The sequence below is a fragment of the Actinacidiphila acididurans genome, assembly GCF_016918855.1.
GTDB classification, from domain to species: domain Bacteria; phylum Actinomycetota; class Actinomycetes; order Streptomycetales; family Streptomycetaceae; genus Actinacidiphila; species Actinacidiphila acididurans.
In genome coordinates this window covers 186,494-207,339 of record NZ_JADKYB010000006.1, presented here as the reverse complement: position 1 = coordinate 207,339, position 20,846 = coordinate 186,494, and the positions used below count along the sequence as shown (strand labels likewise).

Below are 20,846 nucleotides of genomic sequence, written 5' to 3'. Positions count from 1 at the left end.
GGAGGGCCGGTCCGGGATGGCCGCGACCCTGCGGTCCCCAGGAACAGGCCGAGGAGTACCGGGTGACGACCTTTGACGCTCGAGCGAACCTGAGCGATCTGACCACGACCGCAGAGCGGGTTCGCCGTAGCGTGGAAAACGTGATCGAGGGCAAGCCCGAGGTGGTGCGGATCGCGGTCACCGTCCTGCTGGCCGAGGGCCATCTGTTGATCGAGGACGTGCCAGGGGTGGGCAAGACCATGCTGTCCAAGGCCCTGGCACGGTCCATCGACTGCTCGGTCCGGCGGATCCAGTTCACGCCGGACCTGCTGCCCTCGGACATCACCGGGGTGAGCGTGTTCGACCAGCAGCAGCGGGACTTCGAGTTCAAGCCGGGCGCGATCTTCGCGCAGATCGTGGTCGGTGACGAGATCAACCGGGCCTCGCCGAAGACCCAGTCGGCGCTGCTGGAGTCGATGGAGGAGCGCCAGGTCACCATCGACGGCACCACCTACGAACTGCCCAGTCCTTTCATGGTGATCGCCACTCAGAACCCGGTGGAGATGGAGGGCACCTACCCGCTGCCGGAGGCGCAGCGGGACCGGTTCACCGCGCGGGTGTCCATCGGTTACCCCACGCCGGACGCCGAGTTGAAGATGCTGGACGTGCACGGCGGCGTCTCCCCGCTGGACGACATGGAGCCGGTGGCGCACGCCCACGAGATCGTCAAGCTGATCGAGGCCGTGCGCCAGGTGCACGTCTCCGAAGCCGTACGGCGGTACGCGGTGGCGCTGGTCGGCGCCACCCGCAACCACCCCGACCTGCGGCTGGGCGCCTCACCCCGGGCGACGTTGCACCTGGTGCGGACGGCCAGGGCGTCGGCCGCCCTCGACGGACGGGACTACGTGCTGCCCGACGACGTGCAGTCACTGGCCTCCGCGGTGCTGGCGCACCGTCTGCTCCCCACCGCGCAGGCCCAGCTCAACCGGCGTACCCCCGAGCAGGTGGTGGCCGAGATCGTGCACCGGGTGCCGGTGCCCGATCCCTCGGCCGGCGGCGGCCCGGGGGCGGGCTGGCCGCAGCCACCGGCCGGCCGGCCGCAGGCCACGCCGGACGCCCGGGGCCTGTGATGGCCGGGTCCGTCCCTCCCCCTGGGCCTGGCGGCCCGGGAGGTACCCCCACCCCCGGGCCCGGCGGCCCCGGGGGTGGCGCCGTACCGAGCACCGGGCCGGGCGGCCAGGGCGGCGGCTTCCGTTCGGCGATGGGCGGCCTGACCACCCGCGGCCGGTCCTTCGTGGCCGCCGGAGTGGCCGCGGCCGTCTGCGCGTACGTGCTCGGGCAGGCCGACCTGCTACGGGTCGGCCTGCTGCTGGCGGTGCTGCCGCTGGTGTGCGTGGCGGTCCTCTACCGCACCCGCTACCGGGTGGCAGGCAGCCGCCGGCTGTCCCCCTCCCGGGTGCCGGCCATGTCCGAGGCCCGGGTGCACCTGCGGGTGGACAACATCTCGCGGCTGCCCACCGGGCTGCTGATGCTCCAGGACCGGGTGCCGTACGTGCTCGGTCCCCGGCCCCGCTTCGTACTGGACCGGGTGGAGCCGGGCGGCCACCGGGAGGTGTCCTACCGGGTCCGCTCCGACCTGCGCGGCCGCTACCCGCTGGGCCCGCTCCAACTGCGGCTGTCCGACCCGTTCGGGATGTGCGAGCTGACCCGTTCCTTCAGCGCCTTCGACACGCTGACCGTGGTGCCCCGGGTGGAGCCGCTGCCGCCGGTGCGGCTGGCCGGGGAGGCGTCCGGGTACGGCGAGAGCCGCACCCGCGCGCTCGCGCTGGCCGGGGACGACGACGTGATCCCGCGCGGCTACCGGCACGGCGACGACCTGCGCCGGGTGCACTGGCGGTCCACCGCCAAGTACGGCGAGCTGATGGTGCGCCGCGAGGAGCAGCCGCACCGGGCGCGCTGCACCGTCCTGCTGGACACCCGGCGGGACGCCTACTTCGGCGCCGGGCCCGACTCGGCCTTCGAGTGGGCGGTCTCGGGCACGGCCTCGGTGACCACCCACATGCTGGAGCGCGGCTTCGCGGTGCGGCTGCTGACCGACACCGGCACCAGCGTCCCGGGCCCGGAGGGCATCGGGGGCTTCGCCGGGGACAACTCGGACATGGCCGGCGTGCTGCTGGACACCCTGGCGGTGGTGGACCACTCCGACGGCGAGAACCTGGCGGCCGCGTACGAGGTGCTGCGCGCGGGCAGCGAGGGGCTGCTGGTGGCGTTCCTCGGCGACCTGTTCGACGAGGAGGAGGCCGCGGGCGTGGCCCGGATGCGGCAGCGGGCCGGCGCGGCCATCGCCTTCGTGCTGAACAGCGACGACTGGACGGCCCGCGAGCCGGCCGGCCGGTTCGACGCGGTCGCCGAGCGCACCGCGCCCGAATCCGGCGCCGGCGACTTCCAGGGCACCCGGCAGGGCGTGCGGATGCTGCGCGAGGCCGGCTGGACGGTCGTGGAGGTACGCGCCGGGGAGTCGCTGCCGGAACTGTGGCAGCAGGCGGATCGTTACCGCACGCGGGAAGAAAGCGGCCGCTCGGCCGCGCCCGGCCGGGGGCCGGGATCAGGGGCGGGCGACGCCCCGGGGACGGGCGGACCAGGGACGGGCGGACCGGGGGCGAGCGGGCCCAGCACGGGCGGGCCTGGCACAGGCGGGCCTGGCACAGGCGGACCGGGGACGGGCCGCGGGCCCGGTTCCGGTGGCGGCCCGGCGGGTCCCGGTGCCGCTTCCGGGCCCGCGCAGTACGGAGCGGGGCAGTACGGAGCGGGGCAGTACGGAGCGGGGGCGACGGCATGAGCGGACGGGCGCGGCTGACGGTGAGCGCGACGGCGGCGTCGATGATGGCGGCGTGCGCGCTGCTGCCCCTGGCCAGTCCGAAGGGCTGGTTCATCCAGGCGCTGCTGATCGTGTGCCTGCAGGCCACCGTGGGCGCCCTCACCCGGCGGGTGCCGCTGGCCCGGCCGCTGACCGTGCTGGCACAGGCGCTGGTGTCGCTGGTCTCGCTCACCGTGGTGTTCGCCCCGCACCAGGCGCTGGGCGGCATCATCCCCGGCCCGAGCGCGTTCACCCAGCTCGGTCAGCTGGTGCAGGACGGATTGACCGACGTCGGCAACTTCGCCATCCCGGCGCCGGTCACCCCCGGCATCCGGATGCTGCTGGTCGGCGGCGTGGTGGTGATCGCCCTCGCGGTGGACACCATCGCGGTCACGTACTCCAGGGCGGCGCCGGCCGGGCTGCCGCTGCTCGCGCTGTACTCGGTGGCGGCGGGCCTGCGCAGCGGCGGCATCCAGTGGCTGTTCTTCGTGCTGGCCGCCTCCGGCTACCTGCTGCTCCTGCTGGCCGAGGGCCGGGACCGGCTCTCCCGCTGGGGCCGGGTGTTCGCCGCCGCCCCGGCGCCGGGGACCTGGGCCGGCCCGGGCGCCTCGGGCGGCCCGACCGCGCCGGTGCGCACCGGCCGCCGGATCGGGGCCATGGCCCTGGGCATCGCGCTGGTGGTGCCGGCCGCGGCGCAGTCGGTGATGCCGTCGCTGGGCGAGGGCCTGCTGAAGAACGCCGGCCACGGCTCGGGCAGCGGCATCGGCGGGGGCGGCGGGGGCTCGGTCAACCTGCTGGCCGCGCTCCAGGACAACCTCAACCAGCCCGACAACCGCGAGGTGCTGACGTACCGGACGACCACCAAGGACATCCCCGGGATGTACCTGCGGATCGCCGCGCTGGACAAGTTCGACGGCACCCAGTGGTCCCCGTCCAACCGCCCGACCGAGGACGTCCCGGCACAATTGCCGCGCCCGCTGGGCATGGCGACGGACGTGCCGTACACCACGGTGCGCACCGAGGTGTCGGTGGACGACTCCTATGTGCAGGGGCTGCTGCCGCTGCCCTTCCCGGCCACTTCGGTGCGTACCAGCGGCACCTGGAAGTACCAGCCCGAGGGCGGGATGCTGATCGGGACGCACGGCCAGAACGCCTCCGGTGTGCGCTACACCGTGGACAGCATGCAGGTGGCGCCCACCGCGACCCAGCTGGCCCAGGCCCCGCCGGCCACCGGCCGCATCGCCGACGAGTACGAGAAGGTGCCGGGCGATCTGCCGCCGGTGGTCGCCGCGACCGCCCAGGAGGTGACCAAGGGCGCCACCAACGACTACGAGCGGGCGCTGGACCTCCAGCGCTACTTCACCTCCGGGCAGTTCGTCTACAACACCCAGGCCAAGGCCGGCACCGGGGTGGACGCGATAGCGCGGTTCCTGCAGACGAAGGAGGGCTTCTGCGTCCACTTCGCCTTCACCATGGCCACCATGGCCCGCACGCTGCACATCCCGGCGCGGGTCGCCATCGGCTTCACGCCCGGCACGCAGAACCCGGACGGCTGGATGTCGGTGGGGCTCAAGGACGCGCACGCCTGGCCCGAGCTGTACTTCCAGGGAATCGGCTGGACCCGGTTCGAGCCGACGCCCTACCGCGGCACGGCCCCCGCGTACACCCAGCAGCAGGCCACCGGGGGCACCAGCGAGCCGCGCGACACGGCGCCGCACGGCTCCACGAACACCCCGGCCCCGGCGCCGTCGGCCTCGCCGAGCTGCGCCCCGGACAACCGGCAGCCCGGTGACTGCGGCCAGGCCGCGGCGACGGGCGGCACCGGGTCGGGCGGCAGCACCACGACCGGCGACGTCGTCACCGGCCTTCTGGTCGCCTGGGTCGCGCTGGGCGTGCTGCTGCTCCTGGCCGCGCCGCTGCTGTGGCGGGCCCGGCAGCGGATGAACCGGCTCGGCCGTAACCGCCCGGGCCGGCTGGGCGGCCGGCGGACCGGGACCGCACCACCGCAGGCGCTGTCCGCCTGGCGCGAGGTGATCGACACCGGCTGGGACTACGGGGTGCTGCCCGAGGACTCCGAGACGCCGCGCCGCGCGATGGCCCGGCTGGTCACCGAGGGGCAGCTCTCCGGCGAGGCGGCCGCCTCCGCCACGGCGCTGGCCACGGCGGTGGAGCAGACGCTGTACGCGCGCGAGCCACGGCCGGTGCCGGGCCTGGCGGACCAGGTGGACCGGGTACGGGCCGGGCTGCACACCTCGGCCTCCCGCGGCACCCGGCTGCGGGCGCTGCTGCTGCCCCGCTCCTCGGCGCGGCTGGTCTGGTCCTTCTCGGCCCGCTGGGCCGCGCTGACCGGACGCGTCTCCCAGGCCGGGCGCCGGGTCACGGAGCCGCTGTACCGCCGGCGGGCGGCGAAGCAGGAGCAATGACGCCGGGCAGCCCCGGCCGGGCACAACGGCGAAGGGCGCGGATCCCGTGACGGGTTCCGCGCCCTTCGGCGATGTCGGGGGGTTCGGCGTTTCGGGAGGTCCGGGCCGGCGGTCACTGACCCTGTTCGTCGCGGCGGCGCTGCCAGCGCTCCTCGATGCGGTCGATGACCTTGCCGCGGCGGGGCTGGTGGTGGCGGCGCCCGCCGAAGCGGCGGTTGTGCGGGAGGGCCTGCGGCTGCTCCACGGGCCGGGTGGCCCGGCGCCAGCCGGTGACCGCGAGAACCGCGCAGGACAGCATGACCAGGAAGCCCACGACGCTGATCCACGGCTGCTGTGCGATCATCCCGCCCATGAGCAGCCCGACGCCGGCCAGGAAGCCCGCCGCGCCGAGGTAGATGCGCCGGCGGGTGTACGTGCGCAGCCCGCTTCCCTCGAGCGCCGACGCGAACTTCGGATCTTCGGCGTACAGCGCTCGCTCCATTTGCTCAAGCATGCGCTGCTCGTGCTCCGAGAGCGGCACGGAGACCTCCTACTCGTCGGCCGCGAGGGCGACCGGTCCGACCTATCCAGGATAGGCAGGGATTCGCCCCCGTGAAACCCGCCCCACTACGCCAATCCGACGGGGCTCTCATTCCCCGTCCGCCCTTACGTCATGCCAGCATACGGTCAGGAAGCGCGCTGTGGGCGGGGTGTGACGGACTCCCTTTTCCCGCTCTCCCGCGGGCCCCGTTCCGGGCCCCTTCCGGCGCTTTCCGCAAGCCCTTCCGCTGCCCTGTCGGCGCCCTGTCCGACCGTGTACGGAAGTGTCCGGCGGTGCCCCCGCAGGAGCGGTCGCGAACGGTGGGCGGACGGTGAACGGGCGGCGGCGCCCGGTGACCGCGGTGGCCCGTGTACGGGCGGGGGCGCACCGGGCGGAGGCGCGCGACGGGCGTACGGTCAGCCGCGCTCGCCCAGGACGTGCAACTGGGTGGCCACGGAATGGAACCCGGGCTCCTCGGCGGCCGCGAGTTCCAGCCGCAGCAGGGCGTCGAGGGCGCCCGGCTGGGTGTCGACCAGCACGCCGGGGACCAGATCGGCGAAGACCCGGACGCCGTGCACGGATGCGGCGCGCAGGCCGGCCTCGGTGACCAGCCGGGTCAGCTCGTCGGCGGTGAAGCGGCGTGGAAGCGAATCGGCGGCGCCCCACCGCCCGTCGGGGTCGGTGAGCGCGTGCCGGGCCTCGGCGAAGTGCCCGGCGAGGGCGCGGGCGAGCACCGCGCCCCCGCGCCCGGCCGCGAGCAGGCTGAGCGAGCCGACCGGCCGCAGCGCGCCGACCGCGTTGCGCACGCCCTCGGCGGGGTCGTCGGTGTACTCCAGCACGCCGTGGCAGAGCACCATGTCGTACCCGCCGGGGGCGATCACGTCGAGCAGGCCGTGGGTGTCGCCCTGGACCCCCGTCACCCGGTCGGTGACACCGGCCTCGGCGGCGCGCCGCTCCAGCGCGAACAGCGCGTCGGGGCTGGGGTCGACGACGGTGACCCGGTGGCCGAGCCGGGCCACGGGCACGGCGAAGTTCCCGGTGCCGCCGCCGGTGTCCAGCACGTCCAGGACCGGGCGGTCGGCCGCCTTCGCCCGCCGTTCCAGGGCGTCCCGGAGCACCTCCCACACCACGGCGGTACGGAGGCTGGCGCGGGGGCGGATCGGCTCCGCCCCTCCTTGGGGGGACATGGCGGGCGGCTCTCCTCGCGGGCGGTGTCAGCTACGGGCGGCTCCCACTCTAGAGGCTGCCGGCCCCGGGACCTGCGGAGCGCCGCTCTCCAGCGCGGGCTGGACCAGCAGCATCCGCTCCACCAGCCGCAGGAACATCCCCGTGGCCCGGATCAGGTCGTCCGCGTCGCGAGGGCCGGCCGCGCCGGCTATGCCCGCCTCGGCCCGGGCCCGGCGGGCGGCGCCGGCGGCGAACAGCGCGCTCCACTCGGCCAGTTCGGGCGCGACCTCGGGCAGCACCTCCCAGGCGGTGCGGATCCGGCGGCGCTGCCGGGCGGTGGCCTCCGGGCGGCCCCGCACAGCGAGCACGGCCGCGGCGGTGCGCAGGGCCGCCAGGTGCGCGGTGGCGTAGCGCTCGTTGGGGGTCTGGAGGGTGGCGGCCTCCGCCAGACCGGCGTGGGCCTGGGTGAGCAGGTCGAGGGCGGCGGGCGCGGCGGCGGCCCGGCGCAGCACCGGGTGCACGTCGCCACCGTCACCGCGGTCGCCGCCGGGAGCACCGGCAGCGCGGGTGACGCCAGGGAAATCGGGAACGCCGGGGACACCGGTAATTCCGTGAACGCCGGGAACACCGGGAGCGGTGGGAACTCGGGGAGTACTGGGAACACGGGGAACCGCCATGGCACGGCCTCCTTTCTCCGTACGCTTCTCCGTACGTTTCTCCTTGGCTGTTCTTCGCGCCGTTCTTCGGGTCCGTCCACGGAACCTGTTTCCGTACGACCCATGGTGAGGCCACCCACTGACAATTGCCCTGACCTGCGGGAACACCGGTTCGCGCGAAACTGCCGGGTCCGGCCGCGGTCAGCGCGCTGAATCCTTGATCGGTACCGTGAACGCGTCCGGCCCGGGACGGGCAGAATCGGGGCCATGAGTACCGCACGACGCCAGGCCACCCGGCAGAAGCTCTACGAGGCCGCCGTCACCCTCATCGCCGAGCAGGGCTTCTCCGCCACCACCGTCGACGAGATCGCCGAGCGGGCCGGAGTTGCCAAAGGGACCGTCTACTACAACTTCGCCAGCAAGAACGACCTGTTCGAGGAGCTGCTACGGCACGGCGTCGGGCTGCTCACCCATTCCCTGCGGATGGCGGCCGACCGTACCGAGGCGCGCGGCGGCACCCGGGTGGACGCGCTGGACGAGATGATCCGCGCCGGACTGGCCTTCATCCTGCGCTATCCGTCCTTCACCCAGCTCTACGTGGCCGAGCTGTGGCGCACCAACCGCACCTGGCAGGAGACCTTGATGATGGTCCGTCAGGAAGCGGTGGCGGTGGTGGAGCGGGTGCTCGGCGAGGCGGTCGCGGCCGGCGAGCTCAGCGACGAGATCGACGTACCGCTGACCGCGTCCGCGCTGTTCGGCATGGTGCTGGTGGCCGCCCTCGACTGGCAGGCGTTCCAGCCCGAGCGGAGCCTGGACGAGGTGCACGCCGCGCTGTCCCGGCTGCTGCACGGCCGGGTCGGCGGCGTGGCCGCCCGCAGGTGACGAGCGGTCTCCCGCGGGCGGCCGGGCGCACGCCGGCGGTCAACCCCCGTTGACGAACCGGCCGGAGGTCCCGCCGCCCCGTGTCGGCGGACCGACCGGCCCGGTCTGCGTCCTCCACTCTTCCGGGGCCCGGCGGCCCCGCCCATCCGTACTCGTACTCAATATTCGTACTCAGGGTCCGGGCCCGCGGTACGGGAGTTGCGGCCCGGAACGGCAGGGGCGGGAGTTCGCCGGAGTTGTCCACAGGCCGTGGTGCGAGCGGCGCGGCGGGCTGGGGCGGTTCGCTACAGTCACGGGCATGTCCGCACTTCCACTCGTGTTCACCAGCGGCTGGGCCAGCGGGATCAACGCGTACGCCGTGGTCCTGCTGCTCGGCGTCATGGGCACCACCGGGGCGAGCGACCAGGTACCCGCGTCGCTCCAGCGCACCGACGTGCTCGTGGTGGCCGGGGTGCTGTTCCTGTGCGAGGCGGTGGCGGACAAGATCCCGTACGTGGACACGCTGTGGGACGTGGTGCACACCTTCATCCGGCCGGTGGCCGGCGGGGTGGTTGCCGCGCTGCTGGCCGGGCACCACGGCTCGCTGCCGCAGCTCGCCGCGGGCGCGATCGGCGGGCTCACCGCGCTGGCCAGCCATCTGGTCAAGGCCGGGACACGGATGGCGGTGAACACCTCACCCGAGCCGGCCAGCAACATCGTGCTCAGCCTCGCCGAGGACGTGGTGGTGGCCGCGCTGGTGGTCTTCGCCCTCTTCCACCCGCTGGCCGCCGCGCTGATCGCGGGCACCCTGCTCGCGCTGGGCGTGGCCACGGTGGCCTTCCTCTTCTCCCGAATACGGCGATTCCTGCGCCAGCGCCGCGAGCGCCGGGCCAAGGGGCGGGTGCCGGTGCAGGGCGGTACCCCGGCGGCGGGCTGAGGCCCGCGGCGCCGCTACAGTCCTGCGCATGGCACGGATTGCGGTGATCGGCGCGGGTATGGGCGCGCTGGCGGCGGCGGCACGGCTGGCGACCGGTGGGCAGCGGGTGACGGTCTTCGAGCGGGCGGACACCTACGGCGGGAGCGTCGGCCGGTTCGAGAGGGACGGGTTCGGCTTCGACACCGGCCCCGGGCTGCTGCTGCTCCCGGCGGTCTACCGCGACCTGTTCGTGAAGACCGGCCGGGAGTCGCTGGAGCAGAGCGTCGAGCTGGTCCAGGCCGATCCGGCGAGCCGGCACGTCTTCGCCGACGGCACCGCGGTGTCGCTGCCCAACACGTCCCGGTCCGGGGTGATCGAGGCGCTGGACGCGGCGTTCGGGCCGGGCAGCGGGGAGCGGTGGAGCGAGGTGATGCTCCGGGGCCGCCAGGTCTGGGAGGTCACCCGGCGCCCGCTGCTGGAGGACACCTTCGGCCGCGGGGCCCGGGCACTGGGCCGGGACCCGTATCCGGCGGTGGTGCGGCGCGGGCTGTTCCGGCGCGGCGCCCCGACGCTGGCCGAGGTCGGGGCGCGCGAGCTGGGCGACCCGCGGGCGGCGGCGCTGCTCGGCAGCCACGCGCTGGCGTACGGCTTCGACCCGCGGACGGCGCCGGCCGCCGCGACCGTCCTGCCGTACGTGGAGCAGAGCTTCGGGGTCTGGTACGTGCGTGGCGGCGGGCTGCGGGCGCTGGCCGAGGCGGTGTACGAGCGGTGCCTGGCCCGGAAGGTGGAGTTCCGGTTCGGTGCGGCGGTGACGGAGGTGCTGGAGAAGGACGGCCGGGCGAGCGGGGTGGAACTGGCCGACGGGACACGGTTCGAGGCCGATGCGGTGGTCGCGGCGGCGCCGCTGCGGGCGCTGTACGACGAGGAGGTCGTGCCCTGGACGTACCAGGACGAGTGGCCGGAGCCGGGACCGGTGGACGAGCCGGGCCGGTTCACCGTGCATCTGGCGCTGCGCGGCGGCCGCCCGGAGGGCACCGCGCACCGCACCGTGGTGCACGCGGCGCGCCCGGAACCCGGCCTGGACTGGACGTTCGGGCCGCACCGCGGCGACCTGCCCGGCGCCGACGCGCTGACCGTCACCGTGTTGCGCCCGGACGATCCGGCGCTGCGGCCGGACGGCGCCCATGAGCCGGTCACCGTGACGGCGACCGTTCCCCCGCAGGGCGTGGTCGACTGGACCGCTCCCGGGGTGGCGGACGACTTCGCCGGGCGGCTGGTGGCCGCGGCGGAGGCGGCCGTTCCGGGGCTGAGGGATCGGGAGGTGTGGCGGGTGGCGCGGACGCCGGCCGACACCGAACGGGAGACGGGCGCGCCCGGCGGGTCCGTGCCCCGGCCCGTGCTGGCCGGCGCCGACGGCGCCCTCCTGCGTGCCCCCAACAAGGGCCCGGTGAAGGGCCTGTGGTTCGCCGGCGGCTGGGCCCACCCCGGCGGCGGACTGCCCCACGCCGGTATGTCGGGCGCGATCGTCGCCGACCTGATCGCCGGCGGCCCGGGCGGCAGCCGCTGAGCGTCCGGGCCCCCGCGCCCGGACGCGGGGGCCAGACGGCGGGGCCCGGGCGGCCGTCCCCCGAAACCGTCTCCAAGATCCTTAAGCCGGACTCCGGGCGAATTCAACTGATCGGGGGGAAAAGGGCGTTGGGGGCGCAGGGGGCCGGGGTCGGGACCTAGCGTGTGGCGGTCGGGTGAGACGCCGAGCGGAAGGCCGTGACGACGACATGCCGCAGCCATTCGAACTGCCGGAGTTCTACGTGCCGTACCCGGCACGCCTGAACCCCCATCTGGAAGGGGCCCGGGAGCACTCCAAGAGCTGGGCCCGGGAGTTCGGGATGATCGAGGGCTCGGGGATCTGGGACGAGCACGACTTCGACTCGCACGACTACGCGCTGCTGTGCGCGTACACCCACCCCGACGCGACCGGGCCGGAACTGGACCTGGTGACCGACTGGTACGTGTGGGTGTTCTTCTTCGACGACCACTTCCTGGAGCTGTTCAAGCGCAGCCAGGACATGCCGGGCGCGAAGGCGTACCTGGACCGGCTGCCGGACTTCATGCCGGTGGACTCGGACCGCCCGGTCCCGGAGCCGACCAACCAGGTGGAGGCGGGCCTGGCCGACCTGTGGGCGCGCACCGTGCCCACGATGTCCCGGGACTGGCGGACCCGCTTCCACGTCAGCACCAAGCACCTGCTCGAGGAGTCGCTCTGGGAGCTGTCCAACATCAGCGCGGGCCGGGTGTCCAACCCGATCGAGTACATCGAGATGCGCCGCAAGGTCGGCGGCGCGCCCTGGTCGGCGAACCTGGTCGAGCACGCGGCGAACGCCGAGGTGCCGGAGGCGATCGCGGCCAGCCGCCCGCTGCGGGTGCTGCGCGACTGCTTCGCCGACGGCGTGCACCTGCGCAACGACCTGTTCTCGTACCAGCGAGAGACCGAGGAGGAGGGCGAACTCGCCAATGCCGTCCTGGTGCTGGAACGCTTCCTCGGGCTCGCCCCGCAGCAGGCCGCCGACAAGGTCAATGAGCTGCTGACGTCCCGGTTGCAGCAGTTCGAGCACACCGCGCTCACCGAGGTGGAGCCGCTGTTCCCGCAGTACGGCCTCGGCCCGCAGGAGCGGCTGGCGGTGTTCGCCTACGTCAAGGGCCTGCAGGACTGGCAGTCCGGCGGCCACGAATGGCACATGCGCTCCAGCCGGTACATGAACGGCGCCCGGGACCGCGGCGGCGACCGCGCCGCGGAACTGCTCACCGGGCCGACGGGCCTGGGCACCTCGGCCGCGCAGATCCTCCCCTCGCTGGCCGCGACCATGCCGCAGCGGCTGCGCGCGTACGCCCACCGGCCGTTCCAGGACGTGAGCGACGTGGAGCGGGCCGCGCTGTCCGTGCCCTTCCCGCTCACCCTCAGCCCGCACCTGGACCGGGCGCGGGCGAACGGCCTGGAATGGGCCTGCCGGATGAGCATCCTGGACACCGACCCCGGCTACCCGGTGCCCGGCGGACTGTGGAACGAGGAGAAGTACGACGCCTACGACCTCGCGCTGTGCTCGGCCGGCATCCACCCGGACGCCGACCCGGAGGGCCTGGACCTCACCACCGGCTGGCTGATCTGGGGCACCTACGGCGACGACTTCTACCCGGCGGTCTTCGGCCGCAGCGGCGACCTGGCCGCGGCCCGCGCGGCCACCGACCGCTACCCGCTGTTCATGCCGCTGGACCTCGGGCCCGTGCCGGAACCGGTCACCGCGCTGGAACGGGGCCTGGCCGATCTGTGGCGGCGCAGTGCGGGCCCGATGCCGCCGGCCGCGCGGCGCCGGCTGCGTACCGCCGTCGAGGAGATGTGCGAGAGCTGGCTGTGGGAGCTGGCCAACGGCCGGCAGAACCGGATCCCGGATCCGGTGGACTACGTGGAGATGCGCCGGCTGACCTTCGGCTCCGACCTGACGATGAGCCTGTCCCGGCTGGCGCACGCCGGCGCGCTGCCCGACGACATCCTGCGCTCCCGCCCGGTGCGCGCCATGGAGGCCGCCGCCTCGGACGCGGCCTGCCTGATCAACGACGTGTTCTCGTACCAGAAGGAGATCCGGTTCGAGGGCGAGATCCACAACGCGGTGCTGGTGGTGGGCACCTTCCTGGACTGCGCGCCGCAGCAGGCGATGGCGGTGGTCGGTGACCTGTTCGCCGCCCGGCTGGCCGAGTTCCAGCACATCACCGACACCCAATTGCCCGCGCTCTTCGACGAGTTCGACCTCGACGACATCGCCCGGGGCATCCTGCTGAACCACGCCCGGGAGCTGCGGAACTGGCTGTCCGGCATCCTCAACTGGCACCAGCAGGTGGGCCGTTACCGGGAGGAGGTGCTGCGCCGGCTGTACCCGGAGGTCGCGGCGATCCCCTCCGCCCCCGCCGTCGCGGCCGGGCCGGTGTGGGCCGTGCCGTCCGGGCTCGGGACGGCGGCCGCGCGCCTGTCCGGTCTGCTGGCCCGGGCGGTCACGGCGTCCTGATCACCCGCACGGACCCACGGCGTACGGCCGGGCCGATGTCGTCACCGGCCCGCCCGTACGCCGTGGTCCGGCGGCTTCAGGAGCGGTACGGATCGTAGGGGTCGTACTCCCCGTACTGCTGCTGCGCCTGCTGGTGGGGCTGCTCGTACGGCGACTGGTGCTGCTGCTGCGGGATGTACGGCTGCGCCTGCGGGTCGTAGCCGTACCCCTGCTCCGCCCCGCCGCCGTAGGACTCGGAGGAGTGCCCCTGGTCCTGCCCCTGTCCGTGATTCTCCTGCGGGACCTGACCGCCCTGCTGCTGCGCGGCCCAGTCGCCGTACCCGCCGTAGTCGTACGTGCCGCCCTCGTAGCCGCCGGTGCCGTAACCGCCGCCGTAGGCGTTGCCGCCGTAGCCGTCGGCGGCAGCGGGCTGCTGGTAGCCGCCCTGGTCGTAGCCGTATCCCTGGCCGCCCCAGCCGGACTGGTCCCAGTTCTCGTACGCCGCCGCGGCCGGCTGCTGGGCCTGCTGCTGGTCGCCGCCCCAGCCCTCGTACCCCTGCGTCCCGTATCCCTCGTAGCCGCCGCTGGTGTACGGGTCGGCGGTGTACGAGGACCGGCCGTCGTAGAGCGGGTACTCGCCGCTGTCGTCCAGCGGGACCGGCTGGTAGACCTGCCCCGGCTGCCCCGGCCCGTTCGGGTCGCCGTCGTCCCCGCCGGCCGCCACGTCCTGGCCCGGACCGGCCGCGGCGAAGCCCCCGGAGTCCTCCTCCTCGACCGGGGTGACGGCCAGCGTGGGCCCCCCGGTCCCCACCGCGTTCCGGTCGCGGTCGGCGGCGCCCTTGCCGGGCAGGCCGCGCAGCGCCCAGCCGGTGGAGAAGCCACGCTTGTAGGACAGGGTGACGAAGGTCTGCCCGGCGCCGAAGGCGAGGGCGCCCAGCAGGATCAGCGGCACCTGGCGCACCGCGACCCCGCCGACCACCGCGATGAACCCGGCGAACGCCAGCAGTCGCCACCGCAGCCGGGCCTTGTACTGCAGCAGCACTTCACCCAGCAGCCACAGCGCGACGATGCCGAACGCGATGTAGAGCACCGAGTAGCCCATGTGCCCACTTCCTCACCCAGGGGTCACGCCCGCTGGTGCAGTCCGAGGTTCTCGTAGATCTCCAGCGACGCGGTGGAGTGATTAAGCGTAATGAAGTGCAGCCCGGGGATGTCCTCGGCCATCAGCCGCCGGCACATCTCGGTGGTGAACTCGATGCCGATCGCGCGGACCGCCGCCGGGTCGTCCTGCACGGCAAGGATGCGGTCGGCCAGGGCCGGGGGGAAGGGGGCGTTGCCGAGCTGGGCGAACCGTTCGATCTGCCGGACGTTGGTGACCGGCATGACCTCGGGGATGATCGGCACGGTGCAGCCGGCCCGGTCCACCCGGTCGCGCAGCCGCAGGTACGCGTCCGGGTCGAAGAACATCTGGGTGATCGCGAAGTCCGCGCCGGCCCGGCACTTGTCCAGGAAGTAGCGGGTGTCCTCGGCCGGGTCGGTCGAGCGCGGGTGCATCTCGGTGAACGCCGCCACGCCCACGCAGAAGTCGCCCGAGTCCTTGATCAGGCGGACCAGGTCGGCTGCGTAGGTCAGGCCCTGCGGGTGCGGGATCCACTCCCCCAGCGGGTCGCCGGGCGGGTCGCCGCGGATGGCGAGCATGTTGCGGATCCCCGCGTCCGCGTACTGCCCGATGATGTTGCGCAGCTCGGCCACCGAGTGGTTGACCGCGGTCAGGTGCGCGCACGGGGTCAGCGTCGTGTCCGACACGATGCGGTCGGTGGCCCGTACGGTGCCCTCGCGGGAGGAGCCGCCGGCGCCGTAGGTCACGGACACGAACGTGGGCCGGACCGCTTCGATCCGCCGGATCGCGTTCCACAGCGTCCGCTCGCCCTTCTCGGTCTTGGGCGCGGCGAACTCGAAGGAGTACGACCTGCGGCCGCTCGCCAGCAGCTCACGAATCGTGACCGCGCGGTCGGTGCGGGTGGAGGCGGTTCCGAGGGCCATGAGTGCAGGTTAACCGGCTCCGGCGACCGAGCGTCACCGAGCTTTGTCATTTGGCGGATTACGTCCGCTTTCCGGCCACGTGCGGGACATCCGGGGTTGGCCTGGCCGGCCCGCACGCTCCTCCCCCGTAAGGCGGCCCGGGCTCAACCGGCGTCCGCGGCCCGGAGCGCGGCGGCCAGCGCGGCCGTGGCGGCGGCCGGGTCGGGGGCCTCGGTGACGGCGCGGACGACCACGATCCGGCGGGCGCCGGCCGCCAGCACCTGCGGCAGGGTGTCCTGGTCGATGCCGCCGATGGCGAACCAGGGGCGGCCCGCGGAGACCGCGGCGGGCATTGCGGCGGCGTACCGGACCAGGGGCAGGCCCGGCGCGGGGCGGCCGGGCTTGGTGGGGGTGGGCCAGACCGGGCCGGTGCAGAAGTAGTCGGCGCCGGGCTCGTCGGCCGCGGCGGCGACCTGGTCCTCGGAGTGGCAGGACCGTCCGATCAGCATCCGGTTGCCGACGATCGCGCGTGCGGCCGGCACGGGCAGGTCGTCCTGTCCCAGGTGCAGGACGTCCGCACCGGCCGCGTGGGCGAGGTCGGCCCGGTCGTTGACGGCGAGCAGCCTGCCGTGCCGGCGGCAGGCCGCCGCGAGGACCGCGAGCGCGGCCAGCTCCGCGCGGGCCTCCATTCCCTTCTGGCGGAGCTGGATCACGTCCACCCCGGCCCCCAGCACGGCGTCCGCGAACTCGGCGAGGTCGCCGCGGTCCGCGCGGGCGTCGGTGCACAGATACAGCCGGGCGTCGGCGAGCTGGTCGTGGGCGCTGGTCATCCGGGCTCCCCAGGGTCGGCGCGCGGACGGCGGCCGACGGCGGCGGACTCGCGGCCGCCGCGGGGACCGGATCGGGCGCGGGACTACACGGCGAGCGCCTGCGCGCGGCGCTTCACCTCGGTCCCGCGATTCTCGCGCAGCGCCGCGGCGGGGGTGCCGGGCAGGGTGGGGTCGGGCGTGAAGAGCCACTCCAGGGCCTCTTCGTCGGTGAATCCGTCGTCCTTGAGGAGCGTCAGCGTGCCGGGCAGACCCTTGACGATCTTGCCGTCACCGATGAAGTCGCCCGGGACCATCAGCACCTTGTTCTCGCCGCGCCGGACCGCGATGAGCTGCCCCTCCTTGATGAGCGGGCGGATCCGGGTCACGTCGAGACCAAGACGCTCGGCCACCTCGGGCAGGGTCAGCCAGGAGGGGACCAGGGCGTCGATGTGTGCGTCAACAGACGAGAAATCAGTCACGGCACAAGCGTGCCACCACCCGCCGACAACCGCTGCGGCCGCGACACGCAGCCCCGCTGCCTTCCGTCCGGTGCGAACGGGGTACGGGCCGGGCCGCGCGGGCTCCGGCTCAGCGCACCGCGTCCTTGAGCGGCACCGCCGGATCGGCGGCCACCGCCGGGTCGAGGACGGCCGACCGGGTGATCAGCTTGCGGGCCTGGGCGAGGTCGCGCGGCCGGTCGACGGCCAGCAGCGCCACCAGTGTGCTGTCCCGCAGCCACAGCACCGTCCAGGAGGCCGCCTCCGGGTCGCCGCGCAGCACCATGGTGTCCTCGTCGCCGTGGTGGCCGGCGTACTGCACGAACCGCCCGAACTGCTCGGACCAGAAGTACGGCACCGGGTCGTACGGTTCGTCCCCGCCCAGCAGGTTGGCGGCGGCGGTGCGCGGGCCCTGGACGGCGTTGTCCCAGTGGTGGATCAGCAGCCGGCGGCCGTAGCGGGCGGAGGGGAAGGAGGCGCAGTCGCCGACCGCGTAGACGTCCGGCGCGGTGGTACGCAGCCGGTCGTCGGCACGTACCGCGCCGATCTCGTCCAGGGCGACGGCGGAGCCGCCGAGCCAGCCGGTCTCCGGTCGGGCCCCGATGCCCACCACGACCGCCTCGGCGGGCAGCCGGCTGCTGTCGGCGAGGACCACCTCGCCGGGATCCACCGCGGCCACCGGGGTGCTGGTGCGCAGGTCCACGCCGGACTCCCCGTACCAGGCCCGCATCGGCTCGGTCACTGCCGCGGGCAGCGCACCGGCCAGCGGGCGGTCTGCCGCCTCCACCACGGTCACCGGGCAGCCGGCCTGCCGCGCGGCGGTGGCGAACTCCGCGCCGATCCAGCCCGCGCCCACCACGACGACCTGCCGCTGCCGGGCCAGCACGGGGCGCAGCGCCGACGCGTCGTCCAGGGTGCGCAGCGGATAGACGTTTTCCAGGCCGGCCGTCCCGGGCAGCGTCACCGCGTAGGCGCCGGTCGCCAGGACCAGCTTGTCGTACGGTACGACGCCGGTGTCCGTGACGATCTCGTGCTTGTCGGCGCGCAGCGCTTCTGCCCGCACCCCCAGTCTGAGGTCCACGTCGAGCGCGGCGAAGTCCACGTCGAACCGTACGTCCACGTCCTCGCCGCCCTCGGCCGCGCCGAGCAGCACCGCTTTCGACAGCGGCGGGCGGTCGTACGGCGGGTGGGGTTCGTCGCCGAGTACGGTGATGTGGCCGCGCCAGCCTTGTTGGCGCAGCTCGACTGCTGTCTGCACGCCTGCCATGCCGGCGCCGACGATCAGTGCGTCTTCGCTCACGCGATCACCGTAGCTGGCGCGGGCGGGAAGTGGTGGACGTATTCCGTTGAGGCGGTTCTTCGTCGTTGCCCTCTGGGTTCGCCGGGGAAGGCTGCGCGTACTCCTTGGGCGGCCACCCCCCGTTGCACCTTGCGGTGCGTTGCCGGGTGCCGGTGCGATGTGGCTGGTCGCGCCCACGCGGCGCCAGCCGCATATCAGACACAGCCCCGCGCCCCTAAAAAGCTGCACGTACTCCCGTGCCAGGCGCCGCGCCTACTCCGTGGGCAGGGGCGAGGGATAGGGTGGCCGTTGCCAGAAGAGACGCGGGAGCCCGGACGACCGGGCTGAGAGGGTGGCTGGGCGGCTGCCGACCGTATGAACCTGATCCGGGTCATGCCGGCGAAGGGAGGGCGCGGCGGATGGTGCGTGCCGATGACGGGGTGGGGCTCGAGAACAAGGGTGTCGCCGACGTGGTGGTGGTCGGGGGCGGGCTGATCGGGCTGGTGACGGCTTGGCGGGCGGCGCAGCGGGGGCTGCGGGTGGTGGTCGCCGACCCGGCGCCGGGAGGCGGGGCGGCGCAAGTGGCGGCGGGGATGCTGGCCGCGGTCACCGAGCTGCAGTACGGCGAGCAGGCTCTGCTGAAGCTGGGCATCGAGTCGGCGGCGCGATATCGGGAGTTCGCGGCCGAGTTGGAGGAGGCGACCGGGCTCGGGACCGGCTACCGGGAGTGCGGCACGCTGGCCGTGGCGCTGGACGCCGACGACCGCGCGCACCTGCGGGAACTGCACGCCTTTCAGACGTCGCTGGGGCTCGCGGCGCAATGGCTGAGCGGCCGGGAGTGCCGGCGGCTGGAGCCGATGCTGGCGCCGGGGGTGCGCGGCGGGCTGCGGGTGGACGGTGACCACCAGGTGGACCCGCGGCGGCTGACCGCGGCGCTGCTGGTGGCGGCCGAGGCGGCGGGGGTGCGGTTCCTGCGGACGAAGGTGGCCCGGATCGAGGTGGCGGGCGACCGGGTGACCGGGGTGCTGCTCGCGGACGGCACCGCGGTCGCGGCCGGCGCCACCGTGCTGGCCGCCGGAAGCGAGAGCGGCCGGGTGGCGGGGCTGCCGGCGCGGGTGCTGCCCCCGGTGCGGCCGGTCAAGGGCCAGATCCTGCGGCTGCGCATGCCGGAAGGGCCGGCGTCCTTCCTGTCCCGTACGGTCCGGGCGGTGGTCCGCGGCAGCGACGTCTACCTGGTGCCGCGGGAGAACGGCGAGCTGGTGCTCGGCGCGACCAGCGAGGAGCGCGGCTGGGACACCACGGTCACCGCGGGCGGGGTGTACGAACTGCTGCGGGACGCGCACGACCTGGTCCCCGGGATCACCGAACTGCCGCTCACCCAGACGCAGGCCGGCCTGCGGCCCGGCTCCCCCGACAACGCCCCGCTGCTCGGCCCGGCGGCGCTGGACGGGCTGCTGCTGGCCACCGGCCACCACCGCAACGGCGTGCTGCTGGCCCCGGTCACCGGCGACGCCCTGGCCGAGGCCCTGACCACCGGCGAACTGCCGCCCTACGCACGGCCCTTCGCCGCCCACCGGTTCGCCCCCGTACGGCAGGAGCAGACGGCATGACGCACGCCGACGACCCTACGAAGACGACGGAGCCGACCGGCGCCATGGGCGCGACGCGTACGGACACCGCGCCCGCCACGATCACCGTGACCGTCAACGGCGAACCCCGCACCCTTCCCGCACCCGTGGCCCTCGCCGAGGTCGTGGCGGCCATGACCGTCGCGCCCTCGGGCGTGGCCGCCGCGCTCAACGAGACGGTGGTGCCGCGCGGCCGGTGGGAGGCGACCGCGCTGGCGGACGGCGACCGGGTGGAGATCCTGACCGCGGTGCAGGGAGGCTGAGCGATGACGACGGTGACCACGCGGACCGAGGACCCGCTGCGGATCGCGGATGCCGAGTTCGGCTCCCGGCTGATCATGGGGACCGGCGGCGCGCCCAGCCTGGAGGTGATGGAGCAGGCGCTGCTGGCCTCCGGCACCGAGCTGACCACGGTGGCGATGCGGCGGCTGGACCCGGCGACCAAGGGCTCGGTGCTGTCGGTGCTGGCCCGGCTCGGGATCCGGGTGCTGCCGAACACCGCGGGCTGCTTCACCGCGGGCGAGGCGGTGCTCACCGCCCGGCTGGCCCGGGAGGCGCTGGGCACGCACTGGGTGAAGCTCGAAGTGATCGCCGACGAGCGCACCCTGCTGCCCGACCCGGTGGAACTCCTGGACGCCGCCGAGACCTTGGTGGACGACGGCTTCGTAGTGCTGCCGTACACCAACGACGACCCGGTGCTGGCCCGCAAGCTGGAGGACGTGGGCTGCGCGGCGATCATGCCGCTGGGTTCGCCGATCGGTTCCGGCCTCGGCATCCGCAACCCGCACAATTTCCAGCTGATCACCGAGCGGGCGGGGGTGCCGGTGATCCTGGACGCGGGGGCCGGCACTGCGTCCGACGTGGCGCTGGCGATGGAACTGGGCTGCGCGGCGGTCATGCTGGCCTCCGCGGTCACCCGGGCCCGCGAGCCCGCGGTGATGGCCACCGCGATGCGGCACGCCGTGCTGGCCGGCCGGCTCGCCGCCCGGGCCGGCCGTATCCCGCGCCGCCACCACGCCCTCGCGTCCAGCCCGGTCGACGGCACGGCCGACCTCGACCCGGAACGTCCCGCGTTCTGAGACCCGTTACGGACAGTGCGCGGCGAACACGCGTACGCCGGCATCACATTTGTGTCGCGGATCGGCACGACTGGGGCACAGGACGTCTGCGGACGGCCGCCCTGTCGGGAGGCACTCGT

18 protein-coding genes and 1 riboswitch are annotated in these 20,846 nt (G+C 74.2%); of the genes, 10 read left to right on the top strand and 8 right to left on the bottom strand.

Translation table 11 applies throughout. From position 1 onward, the window contains the following. Nucleotides 1-62: 62 nt before the first annotated feature. The 3 genes from ITX44_RS13290 (at nt 63) to ITX44_RS13280 (ending at nt 5,259) form a co-directional block, all read left to right on the top strand. Nucleotides 63-1,109, top strand: a complete 1,047-nt coding sequence (locus ITX44_RS13290) for an AAA family ATPase (RefSeq protein ID WP_307795246.1) — start codon at nt 63-65, stop codon at nt 1,107-1,109. Between the two features lie 131 nt (nt 1,110-1,240). Beyond that, nucleotides 1,241-2,818: a DUF58 domain-containing protein gene (locus ITX44_RS13285; RefSeq protein WP_236060499.1), complete on the top strand. Its 1,578-nt coding sequence runs from the start codon at nt 1,241-1,243 to the stop codon at nt 2,816-2,818. Next, a complete protein-coding gene (locus ITX44_RS13280) occupies nt 2,815-5,259 on the top strand; it encodes a transglutaminase TgpA family protein (protein ID WP_205357365.1) in 2,445 nt (814 codons plus the stop codon). The genes ITX44_RS13285 and ITX44_RS13280 overlap by 4 nt, the downstream gene beginning before the upstream one ends. A gap of 112 nt (nt 5,260-5,371) precedes the next feature. On the opposite strand, the gene ITX44_RS13275 is transcribed toward ITX44_RS13280, so the two are convergent. The 3 genes from ITX44_RS13275 to ITX44_RS13265 form a co-directional block, all read right to left on the bottom strand. Beyond that, a complete protein-coding gene (locus ITX44_RS13275; RefSeq protein WP_205357364.1) occupies nt 5,372-5,779 on the bottom strand; it encodes an SCO2097 family morphological protein in 408 nt (135 codons plus the stop codon). A 416-nt stretch (nt 5,780-6,195) separates the two neighbouring features. Further along, nucleotides 6,196-6,966: a methyltransferase gene (locus tag ITX44_RS13270; protein WP_205357363.1), complete on the bottom strand. Its 771-nt coding sequence runs from the start codon at nt 6,964-6,966 to the stop codon at nt 6,196-6,198. A gap of 27 nt (nt 6,967-6,993) precedes the next feature. Beyond that, nucleotides 6,994-7,467, bottom strand: coding sequence for an SAV_6107 family HEPN domain-containing protein (locus ITX44_RS13265; RefSeq protein ID WP_307795245.1), 474 nt, complete (start codon nt 7,465-7,467; stop codon nt 6,994-6,996). 402 nt (nt 7,468-7,869) lie between these two features. Between ITX44_RS13265 and ITX44_RS13260 the strand changes: the two genes are divergently transcribed. The 4 genes from ITX44_RS13260 (at nt 7,870) to ITX44_RS13245 (ending at nt 13,434) form a co-directional block, all read left to right on the top strand. After that, nucleotides 7,870-8,484, top strand: a complete 615-nt coding sequence (locus ITX44_RS13260; protein ID WP_205357361.1) for a TetR/AcrR family transcriptional regulator — start codon at nt 7,870-7,872, stop codon at nt 8,482-8,484. Nucleotides 8,485-8,782: 298 nt separating this feature from the next. Next, nucleotides 8,783-9,400 (top strand): DUF4126 domain-containing protein, encoded by a 618-nt coding sequence (locus ITX44_RS13255; RefSeq protein ID WP_205357360.1) that lies wholly within the window; start codon nt 8,783-8,785, stop codon nt 9,398-9,400. 28 nt (nt 9,401-9,428) lie between these two features. Further along, on the top strand, nt 9,429-10,946 hold the full coding sequence (locus ITX44_RS13250; RefSeq protein ID WP_205357359.1) for a phytoene desaturase family protein: 1,518 nt from the start codon (nt 9,429-9,431) through the stop codon (nt 10,944-10,946). 208 nt (nt 10,947-11,154) lie between these two features. Further along, nucleotides 11,155-13,434 carry a terpene synthase family protein gene (locus tag ITX44_RS13245; protein WP_205357358.1) on the top strand — a complete coding sequence of 760 codons (2,280 nt, stop codon included), beginning with the start codon at nt 11,155-11,157 and terminating at the stop codon, nt 13,432-13,434. A gap of 76 nt (nt 13,435-13,510) precedes the next feature. Here the strand turns inward: ITX44_RS13245 and ITX44_RS13240 are convergent, their stop codons facing one another. The 5 genes from ITX44_RS13240 to ITX44_RS13220 all read right to left on the bottom strand — a co-directional run bounded on the left by ITX44_RS13240 (nt 13,511) and on the right by ITX44_RS13220 (nt 18,008). After that, complete coding sequence (locus ITX44_RS13240; protein ID WP_205357357.1) at nt 13,511-14,515, bottom strand: SirB2 family protein; 1,005 nt, start codon at nt 14,513-14,515, stop codon at nt 13,511-13,513. 23 nt (nt 14,516-14,538) lie between these two features. Then, nucleotides 14,539-15,456 (bottom strand): methylenetetrahydrofolate reductase [NAD(P)H], encoded by a 918-nt coding sequence (gene metF, locus ITX44_RS13235; RefSeq protein WP_205357356.1) that lies wholly within the window; start codon nt 15,454-15,456, stop codon nt 14,539-14,541. A 143-nt stretch (nt 15,457-15,599) separates the two neighbouring features. Then, nucleotides 15,600-16,265 carry a thiamine phosphate synthase gene (gene thiE, locus ITX44_RS13230; protein ID WP_205357355.1) on the bottom strand — a complete coding sequence of 222 codons (666 nt, stop codon included), beginning with the start codon at nt 16,263-16,265 and terminating at the stop codon, nt 15,600-15,602. Nucleotides 16,266-16,348: 83 nt separating this feature from the next. Further along, on the bottom strand, nt 16,349-16,723 hold the full coding sequence (locus tag ITX44_RS13225; RefSeq protein WP_205357354.1) for an Rv2175c family DNA-binding protein: 375 nt from the start codon (nt 16,721-16,723) through the stop codon (nt 16,349-16,351). 109 nt (nt 16,724-16,832) lie between these two features. Continuing rightward, the gene (locus ITX44_RS13220) at nt 16,833-18,008 is read right to left on the bottom strand and encodes an NAD(P)/FAD-dependent oxidoreductase (protein ID WP_205357576.1); all 1,176 of its coding nucleotides are present in this window, start codon (nt 18,006-18,008) and stop codon (nt 16,833-16,835) included. Nucleotides 18,009-18,333: 325 nt separating this feature from the next. After that, nucleotides 18,334-18,446: riboswitch (TPP riboswitch) on the top strand. Between ITX44_RS13220 and thiO the strand changes: the two genes are divergently transcribed. From thiO to ITX44_RS13205, 3 genes are all read left to right on the top strand, one after another. Then, nucleotides 18,440-19,630 (top strand): glycine oxidase ThiO, encoded by a 1,191-nt coding sequence (gene thiO / locus ITX44_RS13215; protein WP_205357353.1) that lies wholly within the window; start codon nt 18,440-18,442, stop codon nt 19,628-19,630. It overlaps the preceding riboswitch by 7 nt. A gap of 44 nt (nt 19,631-19,674) precedes the next feature. Further along, the gene (gene thiS / locus ITX44_RS13210) at nt 19,675-19,911 is read left to right on the top strand and encodes a sulfur carrier protein ThiS (protein WP_205357575.1); all 237 of its coding nucleotides are present in this window, start codon (nt 19,675-19,677) and stop codon (nt 19,909-19,911) included. A gap of 3 nt (nt 19,912-19,914) precedes the next feature. Then, nucleotides 19,915-20,727, top strand: coding sequence for a thiazole synthase (locus ITX44_RS13205; protein WP_205357352.1), 813 nt, complete (start codon nt 19,915-19,917; stop codon nt 20,725-20,727). Nucleotides 20,728-20,846 lie beyond the last annotated feature (119 nt).

Coding starts and splice junctions, on each gene's coding strand:
- ITX44_RS13285 (WP_236060499.1), top strand. CDS start 1,241: ATGGGCGGCCTGACCACCCGCGGCCGGTCCTTCGTGGCCGCCGGAGTG.
- ITX44_RS13280 (WP_205357365.1), top strand. CDS start 2,815: ATGAGCGGACGGGCGCGGCTGACGGTGAGCGCGACGGCGGCGTCGATG.
- ITX44_RS13270 (WP_205357363.1), bottom strand. CDS start 6,966: ATGTCCCCCCAAGGAGGGGCGGAGCCGATCCGCCCCCGCGCCAGCCTC.
- ITX44_RS13260 (WP_205357361.1), top strand. CDS start 7,870: ATGAGTACCGCACGACGCCAGGCCACCCGGCAGAAGCTCTACGAGGCC.
- ITX44_RS13255 (WP_205357360.1), top strand. CDS start 8,783: ATGTCCGCACTTCCACTCGTGTTCACCAGCGGCTGGGCCAGCGGGATC.
- ITX44_RS13250 (WP_205357359.1), top strand. CDS start 9,429: ATGGCACGGATTGCGGTGATCGGCGCGGGTATGGGCGCGCTGGCGGCG.
- ITX44_RS13245 (WP_205357358.1), top strand. CDS start 11,155: ATGCCGCAGCCATTCGAACTGCCGGAGTTCTACGTGCCGTACCCGGCA.
- ITX44_RS13240 (WP_205357357.1), bottom strand. CDS start 14,515: ATGGGCTACTCGGTGCTCTACATCGCGTTCGGCATCGTCGCGCTGTGG.
- metF (WP_205357356.1), bottom strand. CDS start 15,456: ATGGCCCTCGGAACCGCCTCCACCCGCACCGACCGCGCGGTCACGATT.
- thiE (WP_205357355.1), bottom strand. CDS start 16,265: ATGACCAGCGCCCACGACCAGCTCGCCGACGCCCGGCTGTATCTGTGC.
- ITX44_RS13220 (WP_205357576.1), bottom strand. CDS start 18,008: ATGGCAGGCGTGCAGACAGCAGTCGAGCTGCGCCAACAAGGCTGGCGC.
- thiO (WP_205357353.1), top strand. CDS start 18,440: ATGGTGCGTGCCGATGACGGGGTGGGGCTCGAGAACAAGGGTGTCGCC.
- thiS (WP_205357575.1), top strand. CDS start 19,675: ATGGGCGCGACGCGTACGGACACCGCGCCCGCCACGATCACCGTGACC.
- ITX44_RS13205 (WP_205357352.1), top strand. CDS start 19,915: ATGACGACGGTGACCACGCGGACCGAGGACCCGCTGCGGATCGCGGAT.